The sequence below is a fragment of the Rodentibacter trehalosifermentans genome, from assembly GCF_002000545.1.
GTDB classification, from domain to species: domain Bacteria; phylum Pseudomonadota; class Gammaproteobacteria; order Enterobacterales; family Pasteurellaceae; genus Rodentibacter; species Rodentibacter trehalosifermentans.
This window is the reverse complement of the sequence record NZ_MLHL01000065.1, coordinates 1-22,275: the sequence shown is the minus strand read 5'-3', so window position 1 is coordinate 22,275 and position 22,275 is coordinate 1. Positions and strand designations below refer to the sequence as shown.

Annotated in this window: 15 protein-coding genes and 1 pseudogene; 7 read left to right on the top strand and 9 right to left on the bottom strand. The window is 41.7% G+C overall.

Annotated features, from left to right (window positions below):
* Positions 1–66 precede the first annotated feature (66 nt).
* The gene (locus BKK52_RS10940; RefSeq protein WP_158076047.1) at positions 67–582 is read left to right on the top strand and encodes a hemagglutinin repeat-containing protein; all 516 of its coding nucleotides are present in this window, start codon (positions 67–69) and stop codon (positions 580–582) included.
* Positions 583–716: 134 nt separating this feature from the next.
* Here BKK52_RS10940 and BKK52_RS10935 read toward each other — a convergent pair whose 3' ends face one another.
* The 6 genes from BKK52_RS10935 to rbsD form a co-directional block, all read right to left on the bottom strand.
* Positions 717–1,721 (bottom strand): substrate-binding domain-containing protein, encoded by a 1,005-nt coding sequence (locus BKK52_RS10935; protein ID WP_077478688.1) that lies wholly within the window; start codon positions 1,719–1,721, stop codon positions 717–719.
* Positions 1,722–1,748: 27 nt separating this feature from the next.
* Entirely contained in the window at positions 1,749–2,669 is a 921-nt protein-coding gene (rbsK, locus tag BKK52_RS10930) for a ribokinase (RefSeq protein ID WP_077478687.1), read from the bottom strand.
* Between the two features lie 84 nt (positions 2,670–2,753).
* Complete coding sequence (gene rbsB / locus BKK52_RS10925; protein WP_077414769.1) at positions 2,754–3,632, bottom strand: ribose ABC transporter substrate-binding protein RbsB; 879 nt, start codon at positions 3,630–3,632, stop codon at positions 2,754–2,756.
* A gap of 20 nt (positions 3,633–3,652) precedes the next feature.
* Positions 3,653–4,621 carry a ribose ABC transporter permease gene (gene rbsC / locus BKK52_RS10920; protein ID WP_077414767.1) on the bottom strand — a complete coding sequence of 323 codons (969 nt, stop codon included), beginning with the start codon at positions 4,619–4,621 and terminating at the stop codon, positions 3,653–3,655.
* Positions 4,622–4,641: 20 nt separating this feature from the next.
* A complete protein-coding gene (rbsA, locus tag BKK52_RS10915) occupies positions 4,642–6,123 on the bottom strand; it encodes a ribose ABC transporter ATP-binding protein RbsA (RefSeq protein ID WP_077420826.1) in 1,482 nt (493 codons plus the stop codon).
* Positions 6,124–6,137: 14 nt separating this feature from the next.
* Positions 6,138–6,557 (bottom strand): D-ribose pyranase, encoded by a 420-nt coding sequence (gene rbsD / locus BKK52_RS10910; RefSeq protein WP_077420825.1) that lies wholly within the window; start codon positions 6,555–6,557, stop codon positions 6,138–6,140.
* A gap of 226 nt (positions 6,558–6,783) precedes the next feature.
* Between rbsD and BKK52_RS10905 the strand changes: the two genes are divergently transcribed.
* The gene (locus tag BKK52_RS10905) at positions 6,784–7,506 is read left to right on the top strand and encodes a lysine/arginine/ornithine ABC transporter substrate-binding protein (RefSeq protein ID WP_077420824.1); all 723 of its coding nucleotides are present in this window, start codon (positions 6,784–6,786) and stop codon (positions 7,504–7,506) included.
* 62 nt (positions 7,507–7,568) lie between these two features.
* Here BKK52_RS10905 and hcr read toward each other — a convergent pair whose 3' ends face one another.
* Positions 7,569–8,591 carry an NADH oxidoreductase gene (gene hcr / locus BKK52_RS10900; protein WP_077414759.1) on the bottom strand — a complete coding sequence of 341 codons (1,023 nt, stop codon included), beginning with the start codon at positions 8,589–8,591 and terminating at the stop codon, positions 7,569–7,571.
* Between the two features lie 121 nt (positions 8,592–8,712).
* Positions 8,713–10,365: a hydroxylamine reductase gene (gene hcp / locus BKK52_RS10895; RefSeq protein WP_077478686.1), complete on the bottom strand. Its 1,653-nt coding sequence runs from the start codon at positions 10,363–10,365 to the stop codon at positions 8,713–8,715.
* Positions 10,366–10,690: 325 nt separating this feature from the next.
* On the opposite strand from hcp, the gene cpdB reads away from it, so the two are divergent.
* Positions 10,691–12,664, top strand: coding sequence for a 2',3'-cyclic-nucleotide 2'-phosphodiesterase (gene cpdB / locus BKK52_RS10885; RefSeq protein ID WP_077478685.1), 1,974 nt, complete (start codon positions 10,691–10,693; stop codon positions 12,662–12,664).
* A 66-nt stretch (positions 12,665–12,730) separates the two neighbouring features.
* Here cpdB and BKK52_RS10880 read toward each other — a convergent pair whose 3' ends face one another.
* Positions 12,731–13,165: a hypothetical protein gene (locus BKK52_RS10880; protein WP_077420822.1), complete on the bottom strand. Its 435-nt coding sequence runs from the start codon at positions 13,163–13,165 to the stop codon at positions 12,731–12,733.
* Between the two features lie 185 nt (positions 13,166–13,350).
* On the opposite strand from BKK52_RS10880, the gene BKK52_RS10875 reads away from it, so the two are divergent.
* The 4 genes and pseudogenes from BKK52_RS10875 to BKK52_RS10860 all read left to right on the top strand — a co-directional run.
* The gene (locus tag BKK52_RS10875) at positions 13,351–15,534 is read left to right on the top strand and encodes a YadA-like family protein (protein WP_077420821.1); all 2,184 of its coding nucleotides are present in this window, start codon (positions 13,351–13,353) and stop codon (positions 15,532–15,534) included.
* A 271-nt stretch (positions 15,535–15,805) separates the two neighbouring features.
* Positions 15,806–17,542 carry an autotransporter assembly complex protein TamA gene (tamA, locus tag BKK52_RS10870; protein ID WP_077420820.1) on the top strand — a complete coding sequence of 579 codons (1,737 nt, stop codon included), beginning with the start codon at positions 15,806–15,808 and terminating at the stop codon, positions 17,540–17,542.
* Positions 17,543–17,550: 8 nt separating this feature from the next.
* Positions 17,551–21,444, top strand: coding sequence for an autotransporter assembly complex protein TamB (gene tamB, locus BKK52_RS10865; protein ID WP_077478684.1), 3,894 nt, complete (start codon positions 17,551–17,553; stop codon positions 21,442–21,444).
* A 9-nt stretch (positions 21,445–21,453) separates the two neighbouring features.
* Positions 21,454–22,260: pseudogene (locus tag BKK52_RS10860) on the top strand (Ppx/GppA phosphatase family protein); the annotation flags it as partial.
* Between the last annotated feature and the right edge of the window lie 15 nt (positions 22,261–22,275).

The window sequence follows — 22,275 nt, the reverse complement described above, 5'->3', positions numbered from 1 at the left end:
GTAGCGTGTGTGGATTGAAAATCCATGCACGAGTTAATTTTTCTGTGCTAAATGCTAAAGCACGAGATGAAAGTAGGCGGCAGTGTGGGTGTTTTTGTGGGGATGAACGGCAACAGCTACGGTTTTGGGATTGAGGGTTCGGTGAATGTGGCGAAAGGCAAATCAAACGCCGATAGCGAACGTTGGCAAAACAGTCACCTGAACGCTGATAAACTCATCACGAAGAGTGAAGACGGTGGATTAACGCTTGAAGCTGCCAATCTCAAAGCAAAACGTTGGGAGGCAGACCTTCAAAGCCTGACACTGACTAGCCGCCAAGATACGGAGAAATACGAATCCAAACAAACCAGTGCAGGGGCAAGTGGGTCAATCGCTTATGGTTCGGGCGGTGGGGCTTCAATGAATGCCGCCATAGCAAACCAAAAGTGGCTCACTTTTAAAGGATCTTTGTGGTTTAATTTTGGAAGATCATTGACACCTCATCAAGTTTGGGTGAATTTTATCAAGCAGAAAATGGAGGAATATGATAAGAGAAAAGAAGAAAAAAAGTATTTTGGGCTTCGTTGTTTAAGATTTGATTAAATTAAAAAAATAAAAAGGTACAAAATGGGGCGATAGCGAGCGTAGTGTGGATGGAAAATCCATACACAAATTAATTATTCCGCGCGTAAAATTAGGTTTTACACATGCTACGCCTTAATTAAGCCCCTACATTTTTATTTATCATTTATATTTTTTATAGATTTTCGTAATTTTAGGGTTGGGCTTAAGGTGAGTGTTTGGTAAGGCTCCTTTGGGTTTTTTATCCGCTGAATCAATAGTTCTACAGCAAGTTTTCCTAATTCGGCTTTGGGTTGGTTAATAGTAGAAAGAGGGGGATAAAGATAGTGGGAAAGTTCAATGTCATCGTAACCAATGACGGAAATGTCCTCCGGAATTCGTAACCCCTGCTGTTGAAGTACTTGATAAGCGCCCACTGCAATGGCATCGCTACAACAAAATACGGCGGTTGGGCGGTGTGGTGTAGCATTTAATTTTTGCATACCGATAATTCCCCCTTCAAAATCAAAATGGCTTTCGATGATCCAATCATTATTCAATGGGATTTCGGCTTCCGATAAGGCTTTTTTGTACCCTTCCAAACGGTTTTTCGCTACTGATTTTTTAAGATTACCTGTGATGATGCCTATATTTTGATGTCCGGCTTCAATTAATGTTTTTGTTGCTAAATAGCCGCCAAATGTTGAGTTTTCAAGGATTTTATCGGCATTAAGCTCCTTGAACCACCAGTCCATAATCACTAAAGGTACAGAAATTGCCAGTTCGGTGTCAGCGTTAAAACGGCTGTCACCACACATTAGCAGTAAACCATCCACTTGTTTATGGAGAAGGGTTTGCAAATTTTGCTGTAGCCGTTTTGCATCACCACCGGTGGTGGCAATGATGAGATTATATTGATGCTGTTGGCAATATTGCTCTACCCCCGCCATCACTTCGGCAAAAAAAGGATTATTCGTCGCAGTAACCAGTAAGCCAATCGTTTTGGTTTCTTTCACTTTCAAGCTGCGCGCCACTGCAGAAGGCGTGTAATTGAGTTCTGCCACCACACTCATGACTTTTTCACGAATTTCTTCACTCACAAAACGTGAGCCATTGATGACGTGAGAAACGGTGGATGTAGAAACTTTTGCTAATCTCGCGATATCTTTCATTGTTGCCATAAAAACAATCCTATTTTTGACCGCACTTTAAGTATCATGAAGAAAATCTAAGGTTTCCTGTTTTGTCGGAATAGAAGGCTGTGCTCCCGGCCGGGTAACGCTTATTGCAGAGGCAGCCTGAGCAAAACGAATTGCCTCTTCAAAAGATTGACCTTCCAGTAAAGCCGTCACAAAACCGCCATTGAAGGTATCACCTGCCGCTGTGGTATCCACCGCTTGCACGGAAAAACCTTTGATAATTCTATGTTCGCCGTTTCGGCTAATAAAAACGCCTTTTGCACCAAGTGTGATGATCACACAACCAATGCCTTTTTGATGAAAAACTTCAGCCGATTTGACCGCACTTTGCTCGTCTGTCACTTGCACACCGGTAAGGATTTCAGCTTCCGTTTCATTTGGCGTAATAATGTCAATTTGGCTTAATAAGCTATCGGGTAAAGGCTGAGCCGGTGCCGGATTCAACACGACTTGTACGCCATGTTTTTTCGCTATTTGTGCGGCAAATGTCACTGCTGGAAGCGGTGTTTCAAGCTGTATCAGTAAGCAGTCGGATTGCGCAATTTGTGCTTCGTTTTGGCGTACGATTTGTTCATCTAAATAAGCATTTGCACCCGATGCAATAACAATACTATTTTCAGCGGATTGCGCAACTTGAATAAAGGCGATACCTGTCATTTCTTGTTGAATTGTCGTGATCGGTGAGGTATCAATCCCTTCCTGTGCAAATGTATTCTTCATGGTCTCACCAATACCATCACTGCCGATACAGCCAATAAAGGCGACATTTGCCCCTAATCGTGCTGCTGCAACGGCTTGATTTGCCCCTTTCCCACCATAGGCAATACGATAATTTTCTCCAGTGAGGGTTTCCCCCGGTTGAGCAAAATAAGGGACGGATATGACATGATCGGCATTTATACTGCCAAGAACGGTCAGCTTTTTATTCATGTTGAAATCCTTATTGATTGTTATTGCAAATGTGCTGCCACAAACCTAAACGCTTGTGGCAGCAATAATAAAATATAAAAATGATTATTCACTGATGACTTTTAAATCTACCGGAATTTTAGCCTCGACTTTTTCGCCTTTTAAAATTTTATCGGCAGTCATCACCCCTAATGATCCAATTAAATTCGGTTGCTGTGCAATAGTCGCCGCTAATTTACCGCTTTTTACGGCTTTGATACCATCATCTGTGCCGTCAAAACCAACAATCAGCACTTTTTTATTGGCGGCATTGACTGCTCTCAATGCACCTAATGCCATTTCATCATTTTGGGCAAAAATCGCTTGTACTTCTGCTTTGCTGGCAAGCAGATTTTCTGTGACATTTAACCCTTTGGTACGGTCAAAATCTGCCGGTTGGCTGGCAAGAACATTGAATTTATGAGTTTCAATCGCTTGTTTGAAACCTTCGCCACGTTCACGCGCCGCCGATGTTCCTGCAATGCCTTCAAGTTGAATGACTTTTGCCCCATTACCTAATTTTTGTGCGATAAAATCCCCTGCCATTTTGCCTCCGGCGATATTATCGGAAGCGATATGACTCACTACATTTCCTTTGGCTGCACCGCGATCTAGGGTAATCACCGGGATATTATTACGATTGGCTATCGCTACCGCATTCCCCACTGCTTCAGAATCTGTCGGATTGATTAAAAGCACTTTTGCGCCACGAACCGTTAAATCTTCCACATTAGCCAGTTCTTTTGCCGGATCATTTTGAGAATCCAACACAACGAGCTGATAGCCTAATTCATCGGCTTTTTGTTGTGCTCCGTCTTTTAATGTGACGAAGAAAGGATTATCCAATGTGGATACCGCAAGGGCAATGGTATCTTGTGCGAAAGCTGCACCGGATAGGGATAAGCCTAATAATACGGCGGAAGTAAGTGCGGTCACTTTTTTCATAGTTTCTCCTGAAAAATGAGTTACAGTTTTTTTGTACCAAGATAGTTATCGGCCAAAACAGCAACCAGAATAACCAACGCTTTTGCTATCATTTGATAGTAAGATGAAATATCCAATAAATTCAGGGCATTATTTAAAAAACCGATAATCAATGCACCAATGAGGGTTCCCATTACTCGCCCTTTTCCTCCCATAAGGCTGGTTCCCCCCACAACGACGGCTGCAATGGCATCCAGTTCATAGGATACCCCGGCTGTCGGTTGGGCTGAGGAAAGACGAGAAGTCACAATCAGACCGGCAAGGGCAGATAAAAAACCACTCACTGCGAACACGAATATTTTGATTTTATTGACATTAATACCGGAAAGCTGAGTGGCTGCCTCATTGCCACCAAGAGCATAAATATAGCGACCGATAGGGGTATGTTTTAAAATGTACCACGCCAGTGCAAATACAACCGTCATGATCCAAATAGGTACTGGAATACCAAGAAAATAGCCCGTACCAATCGCCGAAAAAATATCGGCACTGTCAGAAAAACCGGTGGTAATCGGGCGACCATCCGTATAAACCATCGTTACACCACGCAATAAGGTCATAGTAACAAGAGTTGCAATAAAGGCTTGGACTTTTCCTTTTGCGACAATGATACCGCTTATGCCGCCTAACACCGTGCCAAGCAATAAAACGACAGGAACCACAAGTAAAATCGGTAATTCATAGCTCACCATCGAAGCCGCAATCGCCCCGGTTAATGCCAAAACAGATCCCACGGAAAGATCAATCCCGGCAATTAAAATGACGAAAGTCATTCCCACAGCGATAATGGCATTGACCGATGTTTGACGCAAAATATTGAGAATATTATCTACGCTGAAAAAATTCGGGTTCATTGTGGATACAATGGTGATAAGAATAATCAGCGCAATAAACGAACGCTGTTCAATTAAAAATTTGCTCATTTGGAAACGAGAAGTTTCAGTTTTCATTATTTTTACCTTACCTATTCCTATTTACCGATAGCCGCAGCTAACAATTTTTCCTGTGTCGCTTCTGCACGAGAAAATTCTGCGGTGATTTTGCCTTCACGCATCACGAAAATGCGATCACTCATTCCCAGCACTTCCGGCATATCAGATGAAATCATTAAAATACTTAAACCGTCTTTTTTAAATTCATTGATGAGTTGATAAATTTCTTTTTTTGCCCCCACATCCACACCTCGTGTCGGCTCATCTAAGATCAGCACATTGGGGCGAGTCATCAAACCACGGGCAATGGCGACTTTTTGTTGATTACCTCCGGAAAGTAAACCGACTTGTTGATCTCGGCTTGGGGTCTTAATGTTAAACATTTCAATAAAATCATCGACCGCCATTTTCTCCACTTGGTGGCGGATTTGCCCTTTTTGCGAAAAATGATCAAGCGAAGTAAGGGACATATTTTCTTTCACTGACATTCCCAATATCAAACCATCATTTTTTCGATCTTCTGAAATATAGACGATACCCTGATCTAAACCATCTTGTGGACGGTGATTTTCAATCTCTTGATTTTTTAACCGCACTTTACCACCCGTTTTTGGTAGTGCACCGTAAAGCACTTTACCAAGTTCCGTTCTACCAGCCCCCATTAAACCGGACACCCCGACAATTTCACCACCATAGAGTTTAAATGAAACATCATCAATACCGCTCCCACTGAGGTGGGTGACATCTAACACACATTCACCTTTTTCTTGTGCCAGATGTGGATATTGTTCATCCAATCGGCGACCGACCATCATTTCGATTAAATCCTCTTCATTAATCGCTGATACTGTCCGCTCGCCAATAAATTGACCGTCACGCAGAACCGTCACATCATCACAAATTTGAAAAATCTCTTTTAAACGATGAGAGATATAAACAATGCCGCATTTTTCCGCTTTAAGTTCATCAATTACCTTGAATAAAGCCTCTGTTTCCGTGTCGGTTAATGCATCAGTCGGCTCATCCATAATAATCACTTTGGATTCAAAGCTGAGCGCTTTGGCAATTTCTACCATTTGCTGTTCACCAATAGAAAGTTCGGAACACAATTTTTTGCTGCTGTGTGTTACGCCTAGACGTGCCAAAAGTTTATCGGCTTCTTGGTACATTTTTGGCCAGTTGATCGCTCCCCACCGTGTTTTAAATTCACGGCCTAAAAAGATATTTTCTGCAATAGTTAAATTGCCGATTAAGTTTAATTCTTGGTGGATGATGCTAATTCCTGCTTCCTGAGAGGCTTTTGGCCCTTTGAAGAGAACTTCTTTACCAAGATATTCAATGGTTCCGGCATCCTTAGAATAAATACCGGTTAGTACCTTCATTAAGGTGGATTTTCCCGCACCGTTTTCCCCCATTAGTGCCATCACTCGACCGGCATAGACCGATAAACAGGCATTGCTTAAGGCTTTCACACCGGGAAAGGATTTATCTATACCGCTAATTTTGAGTAAGGTTTTCATCATTTCACCTTTTATTAAAATGGTACGCCGGAATACAAAATCACATTGGCATAAGGTGAACATTCACCGCTACGCACAATAGCTTTGCTATTTTGGGAATGCTGTTTAAATGTTTCATGTGGCACAAATTCCAGTTGAATTTTATTGCCTTGACTAGCTTCAAGCTGGTTAAAGCGTGACAAAAGTGCGGTCAAAATATGAGGATTTTTTTCTTTTATTTCCTCTGCAATCACAACAGCTTCCACAAACATTTCTGCGATCACCGCCTCTAAGGTTTGTAAAAAGCTTGGTACCCCGGCAGTAAGTGCCAGATCGATGCGTTCTACTTGGTGGGGAATGGGTAACCCAGCATCGCACAGGGTAATACTATCGGTATGACCTAATGCGGCAATACAATGGGAAAGTGGTGCATTGAGTAATGTTGTTTTTTTCATCGAAAAGTCCTTTTAAGGTTTATCGAAACGTTTCGATGAATAAATAATAGGGAGAAAAAGTAAAAAAACAATCACCAAATTTAAAATTTGGGACAGCGATCACAGAATTTTTATGTCATAATCACACGAGTTTAAATAAATTATTATGAATAATAATTGAATATATATTCAATTTTATTTTATGTATATGCATATTAAGAATCAAAGAGGCAAACAGGAGACGACAATGAAAAAACAACTTTTACTTGGTCTTTTTATCGGTGCGGTGAGTGTAACAACCAATGCGGAGGAATTAACCTTCGGCACAGAACCGAGCTATCCACCATTTGAAGTGACTACAGAAAAAGGTGAGTTAATTGGGTTTGATATTGATATCGCACAGGCAATTTGTCAGGAAATTCAAGCTACTTGCCATTTTAAAACCCAGCCGTTTGATGCGTTAATTCCAAGTTTGAAAGCAAAACGTTTTGATGCAGCAATGTCGGCAATTGATATTACACCGGCACGTGAAAAACAAATTTTATTCAGCGATCCTTATTATGACAGTTCAGCAAGCTATGTGGCGTTGAAAGGAAAAGGAAATTTGGCGACAGCTAAAAATATCGGTGTACAAAATGGTTCCACTTTCCAACAATACACCGTTGCAGAAACTCCACAATATTCGCCAAAATCTTATGTGAATTTGCAAGATGCAATTTTAGATCTGCAAAACGGGCGAATTGATATTGTGCTGAGTGATACGGCATTACTGGCGGATATGATGAAGAAAGAGCCAAATATTGAATTTGTCGGTGAAAAAGTGACGAATGAAAAGTATTTTGGTCGTGGCGTAGGCATCGCATTAAACAAGTCCAATAAAGTCTTGCAAGAACGTATAAATCAAGGTTTAAAAGCAATTAAAGAAAATGGCGAATATCAAAAAATCTATGATAAATGGATGAAAAAATAGCTGGAAAACACGCTAAAAATCAACCGCACTTTGGGTATGCCATGTGCGGTTTTTTAGGTATTTTATGACATCAAATCTACCGTCATATTTCCTTTTAACTGACAACTGCATGCCAGCACATAGCCTTGTTTGATTTCCCCTTCGGTTAAAGGACCATTAGTAGTAACCTCATAATCACCATTTAACACCAAGGTTTTACAAGAGCCGCAAATGCCCTCGCGACAGGCTGCGATGATTGGTTTTTTGTGTTCTTCCAATGCAGCAAGCAGTGTCATACCAACGGGTACAGAAAACGTTTGTGGCACAGGATTGGTAATCGAAAGAGTCACTTGTTTGCTGTTGTCCAACATACAATTTTCAGTAGAGGAGTGGAATTGCTCCAAGAAGAAACGTTCCGGCGGGATGCCGAGGGATTCAGTCATAGTGCGTAAGTCGTTCATATAGCTTTCCGGTCCGCAGGTGAGCACTGTATAATCGGCGATATTCGGCACAAGATCGGCGATCATTTGACTGTTTAAACGACCAGCAATAAAGCCCTCTTTCACCTCTACAGAAGCATTCATAAACAGTTTTAACTGTGGGAATTGTTCTTTCAACAGTCCCCATTCCCGTTTGAAAATCACATCTTTTGGCGAATGTACGCTATAAAGCACCACCACATCCACATTCGGTTTGTTTTTCAGTAACCAACGGCTCATAGACATAATCGGTGTGACTCCACAACCGCCGGCAACCAAGAGATAATGGTCGCTGACGATACGCGTACAAGTGAATTTTCCCATCGGATCTGACAACCAAATTTGGTCGCCTTCTTTAAGCTCCGAGGTTATCCAATTTGAGCCTACGCCGTTTTTAATGCGGCGTACGGTTAAGGTAATAAAACGGCTCATACCGGGTGTGGAGGAAAGGGTGTAAGCACGCACGATATTCGGCGTGTTACGAATGCTCACCAAGGCATATTGACCAGGCTCGTAAGGATAAAAATCCTGAGCAATTAGCTCAATAGTGTAAACATCATCCGTTTCCTGATGAATAGAATGCACCTGCATTTCGTTGTAACACAACGGATTCTGGTTATTTGACATAGTGTTTCTCTTTGCGTGTTTGGAAGTGCGGTGGGGTTTAGCGTTATTTTCCTCTCGCCTGCTTGCCGGCGAGGGGAAATTAAAACACCACCAAAAACAACCGCACTTTTCCCATTAACCCTTATTTCGCTAAGGCTTCCGCCATATCTTGTTCCGGAGTGGTTAAGCCGCGTAAGCCGAATTTTTCGTTCAACAATGCCATCACATTATCGTTTAAGAACGCCGGTGCAGTTGGACCGGTGTAAATGTTTTTCACGCCCAACGCCAATAAGGTTAATAAAATCACGATGGCTTTTTGTTCAAACCAAGAAAGCACGAGGGTTAACGGCAGTTCATTGACACCGATGCCGAGTTTTTGTGAAAGATTCACGGCAAGCATAATGGCGGAGTAAGCATCGTTACATTGCCCGACATCCAATAATCGCGGTAAGCCGTCGATGACACCGAAGTCTAATTTGTTGAAACGGTATTTTCCGCAACCTAAGGTTAAAATCGCACAATCTTCCGGCACTTGACGGGCGAAATCGGTGTAGTAGCTACGTTCGCCTTTGCTGCCGTCGCAACCACCTACCAAGAATACATGGCGTAATTTGCCACCGGCAACGAGGTTGATGACCGCATCAGAGGCGTCCAATAGGGTTTGACGACCGAAACCCACGGTGATTTGATGCTCCAATTCATCATAAGGGAAACCTGCCATTTCTTGCGCTTTGGCGATCACTTGACTGAAATCGCGATCTTCAATATGTGTCACGCCCGGCCAGCCGACGATGCTACGAGTGTAAATACGATCAGCATAATTGCCTACATTCGGGTCAATAATACAGTTGGACGTCATGATCACCGGGCCCGGGAATTTAGCAAATTCTTTTTGTTGATTTTGCCATCCGCTACCGTAGTTACCCACTAAGTGTTTATATTTTTTCAACTCCGGATAACCGTGCGCTGGCAACATTTCTCCGTGGGTGTAAACATTCACGCCGGTGCCTTCGGTTTGTTCCAATAAGGCTTTTAAGTCTTTCAAGTCATGACCGGAAATTAAAATACATTTACCTGCCACCGGTTTTACGTTTACCGTTGCCGGTACTGGGTTTCCAAAGGCTTCCGTTTCCCCGGCATCTAACAGGCTCATAACTTGGAAGTTCATATTGCCGATAGCAAGGGCTTTTTCCAATAATTCGTTTAAGTCACTTGGTTGGGTGCCAAGCCATGCCATAAATTCGTGGAATTGACGATACACTTCGTTATCGAATTTACCTAAAACATAAGCGTGTTCCATGTAGGCCGCGGCGCCTTTTAATCCGTACAAACATAACATACGCACACCATGGGCTTCTTCGCCAATTAAAGTGCGGTCGGAATTGAGTGCAAAATTTGCCGCTTGTTTGGTGAGATCGGCAATGGTTGTGCCTTCGAGTTGTAAGTGTGCCAGTGGATGGTTTACATCAATGCCAGCATTCACCGCACGGCAGCGTTTGATAAAATCGTCACGATAGCAAATGGTTTGCTGAGCATATTCTACAATACGTTGAGAATCGAAATTTACGTTCGTTAAGGTAGAAAAGAATGCTTGTGCCGCAAACGCATCAATTTCATTATCAATAATCGCTAAATCTCGAGCTTGGATTGCCCATGCAGAAAGGCTTTGCAAGGTGGCGACCAATAAATCTTGTAAGTCGGAAGTTTCAGCGGTTTTACCGCACATTCCTTGAGAGTAGCTACAACCGTTCCCCACAGGTGTGCGCATAGTTTGTTCACATTGTACGCAATACATATAATAAAATCCTCTTTTAGAGTATAAAGTTGTCAAATATAAACCCGATAAAAAAAGTCAGGTTTATGGAACAATCATAAACTCTTTAAATAAACCATACAAAAAGAACTTTTAATTAATTAATATTTTTTTGATCTAGATTCAGAGCAATACTAATAAATAGTTATAGATAACAGGCGTTTTTGTCATAAATTCATTTCTTTTTTGATATAAAAAATTCAAAATTTTTACATTCCAAACAAAAAATATGACCGCACTTTCTTTCAAAAACAGGAGGTTTTTCTTAGAATATTGCTCAATTTCCCTCTCCAGTAAGGACATTTTCATGATAAACAGACGTCATTTTATTCAAATTGGTGCAAGCAGCATTCTTGCATTAGGCGCAAGCCGTTTCACCATGGCAAAAGGCAAACCAGACCTTGATTTACGCATTGTAGCGACTACGGATATTCATAGTTTTTTAACGGATTTTGATTACTACAAAGATGCCCCAACCGATAAATTCGGTTTTACCCGTGCAGCCAGTTTAATTCGTCAGGTCCGCAGTGAGGTAAAAAACAGCGTATTGGTGGATAACGGTGATTTAATTCAAGGAAACCCGATTGCAGATTATCAAGCAGCACAAGGCTATCAAGAGGGTAAACCGAACCCTGCCATCGCCTGTTTAAATGCTATGCATTATGATGTGGGAACCCTTGGCAACCACGAATTTAACTATGGCTTAGATTATCTAGCAGATGCAATGAAACAGGCAAAATTTCCGATTATCAATGCCAATGTGGTAAAAGCCGACAGTGATGAGCCTTATTTCACCCCTTATGTGATCCAAGAAAAATCCGTGATGGATAATCAAGGCAAAACCCACCAATTAAAAATTGGTTATATCGGTTTTGTGCCACCGCAAATTATGGTGTGGGATAAAGCCAATTTACAAGGCAAGATAGAAGCCCGTGATATTGTCAAAACCGCACAAAAATATGTGCCTGAAATGAAACAAAAAGGGGCAGATATTGTGATTGCTTTGGCTCATACAGGCCCATCGGACGAGCCATATAAAGAAGGGGTGGAAAATTCCGCATTCTACTTGGCGGATGTGCCACACATTGATGCGGTGATTTTCGGTCATTCACACCGCTTGTTCCCAAACAAAGAATTTGCCAAATCACCGAATGCAGATATTGTGAAAGGCACAGTAAAAGGTGTACCGGAAAGTATGGCGGGTTATTGGGCGAATAATATTAGCGTGGTGGATTTAGGTTTAACCGAGCATAATGGCAAATGGATTGTCACGGAAGGACGTGCTTCACTTCGTCCGATTTTTGATGCTGAAAACAAAAAACCTCTTGCAGAAAATGATCCGGAATTGACCGCACTTTTACAGCCGGTTCACGATGCAACCCGAAAATTTGTATCGCAACCTATTGGGAAAGCCACCGATAATATGTATAGCTATTTAGCTTTAGTGCAAGATGATCCAACCATTCAAATTGTAAACCAAGCCCAAAAAGCCTATGTAGAAAAAGTTGCACCAAGTGTAGCTGCAATGGCAGGGTTGCCGATTTTAAGTGCAGGTGCACCATTTAAAGCGGGTGGTCGTAAAAACGATCCGACCGGTTACACGGAAGTGAACAAAGGAGAATTAACCTTCCGTAATGCAGCGGATCTCTATCTTTATCCGAACACCCTTGTGGTGGTGAAAGTGACGGGCGAGCAGCTCAAAGAATGGCTTGAGTGTAGCGCAGGGATGTTCAATCAAATCGATTCGACCAGTGATAAACCACAATCATTGATTAATTGGGACGGTTTCCGCACCTATAATTTTGATGTGATTGATGGGGTTAATTATGAATTCGATATCACCAGACCGGCCCGTTATGATGGCGAATGTAAACTCATTAATCCAAAATCGCACCGTGTAGTAAACCTCACTTATCAAGGCAAACCGGTTGATCCAAAAGCGGAATTTTTAATTGCCACCAACAATTATCGTGCTTACAGCAATAAATTCCCCGGCACGGGCGATCAACATATTGTCTATGCTTCACCGGATGAAAACCGCCAAATTCTGGCAGACTACATCAAAGCTACCAGTGAAAAAGAGGGCGCGGTGAATCCAAGTGCGGATAAAAACTGGCGTTTTGTGCCAATCAAAGGCAATGATAAATTAGACATTCGCTTTGAAACCTCGCCAACAGAGCAGGCAACACAATTTATCAAAGAAAAATCACAGTATCCGACCAAACAAGTCGGCACTGACGAAGTGGGCTTTGCCGTGTATCAAATTGATTTGTCGAAGTAATAAAAATAAGGTGGGGTAACCCACCTTATTTATTCCTAAAAGTGCGGTCAAATTCCTTTCTATTTTTCAAATCCCCGCAAACCATCTCAGCCATTTTCCTTTCACCTTGGTTGGATAGTTCGCTTTTAAGAATTGGTAAAACTGCGTGAAATTGTCATTAAATATCGTGTCTTTCGGAATAAATTGATAATAGCGTTGACCATTTGGAGTATGAATACGCATGAACCAGTATTTTCGGTTATGCACTGTTACTCGCATTTTTTCCAAGCTCATTAAATCCTCAAATTGATAATGATGAACCAATTGCCCTGCATGGAAGATAAAAATTCCTTTAGTATTAAAATAATAACGTGCCGCACTAAACACTTTCCCACAGCTAAAAGGAATCAGTTTTTCACCTTCAAATTCCCGGTTATTTCGGGTTTGTAGAAAACGGATAAAAGGAATGAGCGTGAAAGCGGCGAGAATACCTAGCACAATAACAACAATGAGAATATCCATTGGATGACTTTTTTGAATAGAGGATTGAAGTGGCTAAATTATAGCAAATTTATCTTGTTGATTTTAAAAATTATTGAATAAAGAGGCTTAGGAAAAATACCTTGTAAAGGATTTGTAAATCATCTTGATTGTATAAATTTCAGACCATATTATTTAAAAAACAATATTTATATTACGGAGTCATAATGAAAAAGGTTTTTTATTTATCTCCCATTGCACTGCTTGTCAGTGCAAGTGTGTTTTCTGCTTCTGTTGATTATTTAAATGTTACAACAACAGAGACAACTCAACCACAGATTGTCGCAGGAGCAGCCCATACAATCGCATTGGGTCCTTTAGCAAAAATTGAACAAAACGATGCTTATCCGGCAGTTTCTAGAAGCCGTCAAGGACGTTATAGCGGAGCATATAGCATTACTGAAGGTTATAATGCAACGGTGAAAGGATCACAAAGTATTGCTTTGGGATATAACACTCTTGCAAATGGTTGGCAAACTTATGCCATCGGTTCCAATACAACAGCGGAAGGAGATGGAACTATCACTTTGGGTGGTAATGCTCGTTCTTTAGGAGGAACAGATTTACTCTATAATAATAACCGTCGCCCTATTGGAGCTGTAGCAATTGGTTTAAACTCTTTTACCCTTGGTGAAGGGAGTGTTGCAATGGGGCATACAGCACAGGCAAGTGGGAAAAGATCTATTGCTATTGGTGTTGATGCAAAAACATTGGATATTACAGATTTTAAGGATATTAATACTAATGATATTGCCGATGAAGTTTTAAAAAATTACGTGAATAACACGAGAAATAATATTAAAAATATTGTAGACACTTTACGTGCAGAAAATTCTCCACGTGGTATGACACCATCTTATAGAGATATTGATGTTGCAAACCAGGGAGCATCAACCATTGCTATCGGTGATGAATCGCGTGCGGTCGGTTGGGGATCGACAGCATTAGGTACCAAAGCCTATGCTTTAAACGACAGAGCAACCACCTTAGGTGATGATTCTAAAACGCTAGGTTATGCCGGTACAGCAGTGGGCACACATACTTATTCTTTCGGTCAAGCCGCATCAGCATTAGGTAGTTGGGCAGAAGCATTGGGCGATTATTCTACTGCAGCAGGTCCTATTGCCTCTGCTGCCGGTAATTATTCTATTGCAATGGGACATGGTGCAGCAGCGAGTGGTTTAAATGCGATTGCCATAGGAAGCAAGACAGTTCAACCCAAAGCTTGGTACACAGAAAATAACGGTCATGAACTTCACCGTGCTGAACACGATGTATGGAATGCAGTAGGCGATCACTCCATTGCTTTAGGAACGGATGCCCAAGCTACTGAAGAAAATGCCATTGCAATGGGAAAAGAAGCCCTTGCCAAACATGAACGTTCCGTGGCATTAGGCGATAAATCCACCACCGAAAATGCAAAAGATACTTCACAAGCGACAATCAATAACGTTACTTATGGTGGTTTTGCCGGTGCAACATCGGTGGGGACTGTATCAGTAGGAAATTCAGAACTGGGTGAAACACGTCAAATTAAAAATGTTTCAGCTGGGGATATTTCACCTACCTCAACGGATGCCATTAATGGTTCACAGCTTTATCTTATTGCCAGCAAATTAACGGAAGATATTAAAAATATCCCTACTCCTCCACCGGTAAATACCGGTGATATTTCCGTTAATAACAATGGCGTTGCTGTGGCTGATTCGACAAAGGGCAATTTGGCGACTGTCACAGATGTGGCGAAAGCAATTAATAACAGCAGTTTTAATGTGACAATCGGCGCTGAGCCTGGAGGAGAAGCCATTGACACCTCGAGCGAAAGAGTACAAGCCGGCAATACAGTGACTTATAAAGCCGGCAAAAATATGGTGGTTAAACAAAATGGCAAAAATATCACCTATGCCACAACGGATAAACCGACTTTTGAAGTGGTGAGTGCCAACGAATTTAAAGCGGGTGATGTGGTATTGAACAATCAAGGAATTAATGCGGGGAATAAAAAAATCACCAACGTTGCAGAAGGAACGAATGATACCGATGCGGTGAACTACGCTCAACTTAAAAGAACCAACAATCAAGTGCATCAATTGGAAAATAAGTTGAATCGGGTGGATCATAAATTGCGTGGCGGTATTGCTCAAGCCGGTGCGATGGCAAACATTCCACAGGTCACCAGAAGCGGTACGAGTGGTGTTGGAGTCGGCGTTGCGACTTATCGTGATGAAAATGCGATTTCTGTGGGCTATTCCCGTATGTCTGATAATGGTAAGCATATTATCAAAACCACCGTGGGGCTTGATACCCAAGGATATAATATGATCGGTGCAGGCTATATGTATCAGTGGTAGTTTGTATTTTCTTCCAAATGAAAACCGCATAGAAATATGCGGTTTTTTTACCTAATTTAGAGAAAAATTGAATTCCGACTTTTAATCAAAAAATGACCACTCTTTATTTTTGAAAAAGCGTATCGTAAAAATTGACGTAAACTTTAGGTTGCAACAGGGTTTCAATAAAAAAATAAATTAAATTTTTGTAAAAAACATTCAAAGCCCTAGGGTTTATCGGTAAACTAAGGCAGCTTAATCCTTTGATCCTTTATTATGTTTCGCAAATAAGATGAAAAAATCTCCTCTCAAATTAACTGCACTTTTACTTTTTCTTTCGGCATTTTCCGTATTTGCCGAACAAACCGTCGATATTGAAATTCAAGGTATTAAAGGAATACGCGCTATTCGCAATACGGAATTAAACGTTGAACTTATCAGCAAGGAAGAAACGGATGGCTCGGATCGCTATAAACAGCTTGTCACCGATGCCGTAGATAAAGGCTTGCGTGTCTTTGGCTATTATGATTCTTCGGTCACATTTGAATTAAAAAAACGGAAAGGGGAACGGGATTTGCTCATCGCTCACGTGACTCCGGGAAAGCCTACGCGGATTGCAGGGACGGATGTTCAGATCGAGGGAGAAGCCGCACAAGATGAAACCTTTGAGGCACTACGCAAAAATTTACCCAAAGTGGGGGAATTGGTAGAGCATCAAAAATATGATGATTATAAAAGTGCAATTTCCAATCTTGCTTTAGCACGAGGTTATTTAGACGGAAAATTTACTGTTTCCCGTTTGGAAATCAGCCCGGAAACCTACCAGGCTTGGTGGCGTATGCTGTTTGACAGCGGCGTGCGTTATCATTACGGTGAAATTAAATTTAACAATACGCAAATTCGTGAAGATTATTTGCGCAATATGCTGAAAATTAAACCCGGCGAGCCTTATTTACTGAACAGCCTTTCCGAATTAACCAATGATTTTTCTTCGACAAACTGGTTTAGTTCGGTTTTATTGCAACCTCAGGTTGATGAAGAAAGTAAAGTGGTTAATTTAGACGTGTTGATGTATCCCCGCAAAAAAAATGCGATGGAATTAGGGGTGGGGTTTGCCACCGATACCGGCCCACATTTACAAATCGGTTGGACAAAGCCTTGGATTAATGATCGTGGACATAGTTTTCGTACTAATCTTTATGTATCCTCACCAAAACAAACCCTTGAGGCGGCTTATAAAATTCCTCTATTAAAAAACCCGTTAAATTATTATTACGAATTTTCTAGCGGTGTGGAAAATGAAGATGATAACGATACCAAAACCACCGCCGCCACCCTTGCCGGATTACGTTATTGGAATAATGATGAAGGTTGGCAATATTTTGCCGGTGTGCGGGCTCGTTATGATAAATTTACCCAAGCGGATATTGATGACAAAACCCTTTTGGTTTATCCGACCGGTGGTTTTAACCGCACCCGTTTGCGCGGAGGAATGTTCCCCACTTGGGGAGATTCGCAAAAAATTACGGTCGATGTAGCTTACAAAGGACTGTTTTCCGATGCGGGTTTCTTCAAAATTCAAGCCATGACGGGTTGGATTCGCACTTATGCGGAAAATCACCGTATTGTCACCCGTGCCGAAATCGGTTATTTAAAAACCAAAGATATTCATAAAATCCCACCCGCACTTCGTTTTTTCGCCGGGGGAGATCGCAGTGTGCGTGGTTACGGTTATAAAAAAATCTCACCGAGAGATCATAATAACAAACTTGTGGGTGGCTCTCGTTTGCTAACCGGCTCTTTTGAATATCAATATCAAGTTTATCCTTCATGGTGGGGAGCAACTTTTGTGGATGCCGGGCTTGCGGCAAATCGTTTTAGTAATGAAGAATTACGCTATGGTGCCGGTGTGGGGGTGCGTTGGGCATCACCTGTGGGTGCGATTAAATTTGATATTGCAACACCGATTCGTGATAAAGACGGCAGTAAAAATATTCAATTCTATATTGGTTTAGGCACAGAAATTTAGGTGAAATTATGTCAAAACAAGAAATTAAACAATCAGAAACACCTTCTCAGCCTACGCCAAAGAAGAAAAAATCCGGTTTACGCAAAGCGCTTTGTTTAGGAAGTGCGGTTGTTTTTTTACCTGTTTTTACCCTTGTGGGTATGCTTTCTTTTGATGCGGGACAGCGGGGGCTAATCCAACTGGCAGATAACCTACTTGATGATTTTTCCATTGAACATATAGAAGGGGGGCTACAACAAGGGTTGATTTTACAAAATGTGCGTTATCAAACCGCAGGCATTGATACTCAAATTGCTCAAGCCCGTCTACAACTGGATTTCGGTTGTTTACTTTCCCGGCAAATTTGTGTGGAAGACATTTCTATCAACGAACCTAGCATTCAAATTGATACCTTAAAATTACCGCCATCGGAGAAAAAACCGCGTGAAAGTTCGCCGATGAAAAAAATCAGTTTGCCGATGGGTATTACCGTGAAAAATGTGACGGTGAATAAACTGAATCTTCAGCTTGATCAAACAACAATTTCCCTTGAAAAATTCCAAAGTGCGGTCAGTTTGAATAATGAATCGGGATTAAGCCTTGCACCGACCGAACTCAATAGTCTTAACCTGAAAACGGTTCAAGCCCATCAAATAAAAAAACCGACCCAACCGGAAAATAATCAACCGATGGATTGGGAGACGATTGAACAAAATCTTACGCCGGCATTTTTAGGTGGTTTGAATGAGGTTAATTTGCCCTTTGATTTTCACATTCCGAGCCTTGCAGCCAAAGATTGGCATTATGTTTCGCAAAATGAACAGGGTGAAACCTTGCAACAGTTCACTCTTTCCTCTCTTCTTTTAAAAGCGGATGCCACGGGGCCTCTTGTTCGGTTGAAAAAATTGGCGGTAGAAAGCTCACTCGGCACACTAAATTCACAGGGTTCTTTGCAACTTAACGGCGATTTTCCGGTGGATTTAAGCCTCACTTCTTCATTAAATGCGTTTAAATCCAAAGACAAAGAAATTCTGCCGAAAAGCGAGATACAATTTTCCCTTAGCGGATCATTAAAAGAAACGACCGCACTTTCTTTAATCACAAAAGGCGTATTGGATGCAAAACTGAACTCTGAGGTGAAATTGGCGGAAAACAAAATGCCACTCAACCTCACCCTGAACGCTGCCAAAGGGCAATATGCCTTCGCCGAAAATCTGCCGCCACTTAAAATTAACGAGGTAACATTAAATTTAACGGGTAATCTACTGGATTATCAGGCGAAATTGACAGGTAATGTAGAGGGGATGACGCATATTCCATCCACTGCGTTATCCCTTAATGCAGCAGGCAAATTATATGAGGTAAACATTAACGAATTAAACCTCAAAACATTGGACGGGTCGGCAAATTTAATGGGATCGGCAAGTTGGCAATATGGCGCAAAATGGAATGCAGAGGCGGATCTAAATAAAATGAATATCCGCCCCTACGTTCCAGCAATGCCTGCAGTGCTATCCGGTAAATTGGCAGTATCAGGTGCGGCAGACACCGAAGGGTGGAATGTGGATATACCTAAAATAGACTTAACCGGCACACTTTCTAACCGTCCGTTAAGTTTGAAAGGCAACCTGAGCTTAAGTGATAAAGCTTTACTTAATATTCCTGAACTTTTACTCAATTATGGCGAAAATAGGATTTATGCCAAAGGTGCATTAAATGAACAATCAGATTTAACATTAGAGATTAATGCGCCGAATTTACGTGGGTTATATGGGGATCTGAGCGGTTCGCTGATCGGCAACGCTGCTATTCAGGGTAAATTGAGCGAACCGAATGTAAATCTTGATCTCAATACGAAAAATCTCCATTGGCAAACCTTAGAGATTGGCAATGCGGCGATAAAAGGCAAAGTCGCAAGCACGCCTTTAGTGAAAGGCGATTTGAGTGTGAAAGGCGGTAACCTTCGTTATGGTGATGCCGTGACAATGCACAATTTAGATTTGACGTTATCGGGCGATGAAAAAAATCACAAACTTATTCTTGCCTCTCAAGGTGAACCCGTGGCAGCGAATTTACAAATCGTCGGCAATTTTGACCGCACTTCGCAACAATGGAAAGGCGCTTTAAGCAATGTGAATATTGACACACCGATTGGCACGTTAAAACCGAATCAATCCATTCCCATCACCTATGACAACAAAAAAATCCAAGCCACAGTGGGGCCTCATTGCTGGGTGAATACGGATGTGGATTTGTGTTTTCCGCAAACTTTCACCGCAGGCGTAAATGGAGAAATTCCTTTTAATTTGAAACGCATAAATTTAAATTTGGTGAATAAATTTATTGAGCAAGATTCGCTAAAAGGGCAATTGCGTAGTGAAGGGAAAGTGGCATGGTTTAGCGACAAACCCTTCCAATTGAATATATCTTTAAACGGCGATAATCTCGCACTGGCACAAAAACTGGATTACCGCACCTTTAAGCTCAATATGCCAAAATTAACGCTCAATGCGGATATTCAAAATAATAATCTAACGTTGAAATCAGACATTAATGTGCAAAATCAAGGGCGTATTAATGCGGATTTAAAACTTAATGATTTAAGCGGCTCACGCAATCTTGGCGGTGGTTTTAGTATTGAAGGTTTGAATCTGGCATTGGCGAATCAATTGTTTAGTAATAGTGAATCCATTCAGGGAGAGATTGGTTCTAAATTAACCCTTGGCGGCAATCTTGAAAAACCCTTATTGAACGGACATTTTGACATCCGCAACATTAAAACCAAGTTGAAAATGTTACCGTTCGAAGTGACAAATGGTGAAGCGACAATTCGTTTTGAAGGCACACGCTCGACTTTGCTGGGTAATGTGCAAACACCGAACGGTCGATTAAAAATGACGGGTAACGCCAATTGGGCAAATATCAACAATTGGAACAGCGAAGTGCGGGCGGAAACGGAAAACTTTAAACTTGATCTGCCTTCAATGGGAAAGCTTCGCCTCTCTACTAACGTGTTGGCAAAAGCCACGCCAAAATTATTGGAATTATCGGGCAATGCGGATATACCTTGGGCGCGTATCAAAATAGATTCTCTACCGGACAATGCAGAGCCGGTGAGCGAAGATGAAGTAATTTTGAACGGTCCTCGCAAAAGTAAAGAAGAGTTGATTAATCGGGAATTTGCCGCCACCACAAAGTCCGGCATGGAAATTCGTTCTGACTTAAAAATTAAGATCGGCAACGATGTGCATTTTGATGCGTATGGTTTTAAATCAAACTTAGAAGGGTTACTTTCCATTAAACAGGAAAAAGGGCGCTTGGGGTTATATGGTCAAATCGATCTCAAAAACGGGCGTTATGCTTCCTTTGGACAAGATTTGCTGATTCGCAAAGGGCAAATTAATTTTTCCGGATTACCTTCACAGCCGATGTTAAATATTGAGGCGATTCGTAATCCGGAAGCGATGGAAGACAGTAATATCACCGCTGGTGTAAAAGTGGTGGGCATAGCAACCAATCCGCAAGTAACGGTTTTCTCCGATCCGGCAAAACCACAGGATCAAGCATTGTCTTATTTATTAACGGGGCGTTCCTTGGAAGACAGCGGCGAAGCTGGTTCGGCGGGTTCCGTGGGAGCGGCATTACTTGGTATGGGCTTGGCAAAAAGCGGTAAACTTGTTGGAAGCATTGGCGAAGCCTTTGGTATTCAAGATTTGAATCTCGGCACGGCAGGCGTGGGTGACAGCTCAAAAGTTCAGGTAAGTGGGAATATCGGTAAACGCTTACAAATAAAATATGGTGTAGGATTATTTGACGGCCTAGCTGAAGTGACTTTGCGTTATCGCTTATTGCCACAGCTCTATTTCCAATCCGTATCAAGCACAAACCAAGTGTTTGATTTACTTTACCAATTTGAATTTTAGGAATGATTTATGAATAACGAAATGCAATTTGAACAGGATACTTTGCCGTACCTTCGAACGAATGTGCGTGAAATTGCCGCCATTGATCTCGGCTCTAACAGTTTCCATATGATTGTGGCACGCATTATGAATGGTTCTATTCAAGTGTTATCACGGTTAAAACAGAAAGTGAAATTGGCTGAAGGGTTAGATGAAAACGCCGTATTAAGTCAAGAAGCCATTACCCGTGGAGTGAACTGTTTGGCTTTGTTTGCCGAACGTTTGCAAGGCTTTGCGCCAGAAAATGTGAATGTGGTAGGTACTTATACATTGCGAAGAGCGGTCAATAATGACGAATTTTTACGCCAAGCCGCAGCGGTGTTTCCTTACCCGATTAATATCATCAGCGGACAAACCGAAGCCAAAACCATCTATGCCGGCGTGTGTCATACCCAGCCGGAAAAAGGCAGAAAATTGGTGGTAGACATCGGCGGCGGTTCCACAGAAATGATTATTGGCGATGATTTCACCCCGATTGTGGCAGAAAGTCGTCATATGGGCTGTGTGAGTTTTGCATCAAAATATTTTAAAAACGGCGAAATTTCTCAAGAAAATTTTGAAAAAGCCTATCAAAGTGCGGTTAATAAAATTGAAGATTTAGGCTGGGAATACCGCAATCTCGGCTGGCAATCGGTGTTGGGATCTTCCGGCACCATTAAAACCGTACATCAAGTAATTACCACAACGTTAGATCCGAACGGTATTATTACCAAAACCCGTTTAGAGGATTTAATTGAGCAAACTTTACGTGCCACACATTTTGATGAATTAAATATGGGGCTGAAGTAGATT

Excerpts from the sequence above, each read along its gene's own strand:
- BKK52_RS10940 (WP_158076047.1), top strand. The coding sequence starts at position 67 with ATGAAAGTAGGCGGCAGTGTGGGTGTTTTTGTGGGGATGAACGGCAAC.
- BKK52_RS10935 (WP_077478688.1), bottom strand. The coding sequence starts at position 1,721 with ATGGCAACAATGAAAGATATCGCGAGATTAGCAAAAGTTTCTACATCC.
- rbsK (WP_077478687.1), bottom strand. The coding sequence starts at position 2,669 with ATGAATAAAAAGCTGACCGTTCTTGGCAGTATAAATGCCGATCATGTC.
- rbsB (WP_077414769.1), bottom strand. The coding sequence starts at position 3,632 with ATGAAAAAAGTGACCGCACTTACTTCCGCCGTATTATTAGGCTTATCC.
- rbsC (WP_077414767.1), bottom strand. The coding sequence starts at position 4,621 with ATGAAAACTGAAACTTCTCGTTTCCAAATGAGCAAATTTTTAATTGAA.
- rbsA (WP_077420826.1), bottom strand. The coding sequence starts at position 6,123 with ATGAAAACCTTACTCAAAATTAGCGGTATAGATAAATCCTTTCCCGGT.
- rbsD (WP_077420825.1), bottom strand. The coding sequence starts at position 6,557 with ATGAAAAAAACAACATTACTCAATGCACCACTTTCCCATTGTATTGCC.
- BKK52_RS10905 (WP_077420824.1), top strand. The coding sequence starts at position 6,784 with ATGAAAAAACAACTTTTACTTGGTCTTTTTATCGGTGCGGTGAGTGTA.
- hcr (WP_077414759.1), bottom strand. The coding sequence starts at position 8,591 with ATGTCAAATAACCAGAATCCGTTGTGTTACAACGAAATGCAGGTGCAT.
- hcp (WP_077478686.1), bottom strand. The coding sequence starts at position 10,365 with ATGTATTGCGTACAATGTGAACAAACTATGCGCACACCTGTGGGGAAC.
- cpdB (WP_077478685.1), top strand. The coding sequence starts at position 10,691 with ATGATAAACAGACGTCATTTTATTCAAATTGGTGCAAGCAGCATTCTT.
- BKK52_RS10880 (WP_077420822.1), bottom strand. The coding sequence starts at position 13,165 with ATGGATATTCTCATTGTTGTTATTGTGCTAGGTATTCTCGCCGCTTTC.
- BKK52_RS10875 (WP_077420821.1), top strand. The coding sequence starts at position 13,351 with ATGAAAAAGGTTTTTTATTTATCTCCCATTGCACTGCTTGTCAGTGCA.
- tamA (WP_077420820.1), top strand. The coding sequence starts at position 15,806 with ATGAAAAAATCTCCTCTCAAATTAACTGCACTTTTACTTTTTCTTTCG.
- tamB (WP_077478684.1), top strand. The coding sequence starts at position 17,551 with ATGTCAAAACAAGAAATTAAACAATCAGAAACACCTTCTCAGCCTACG.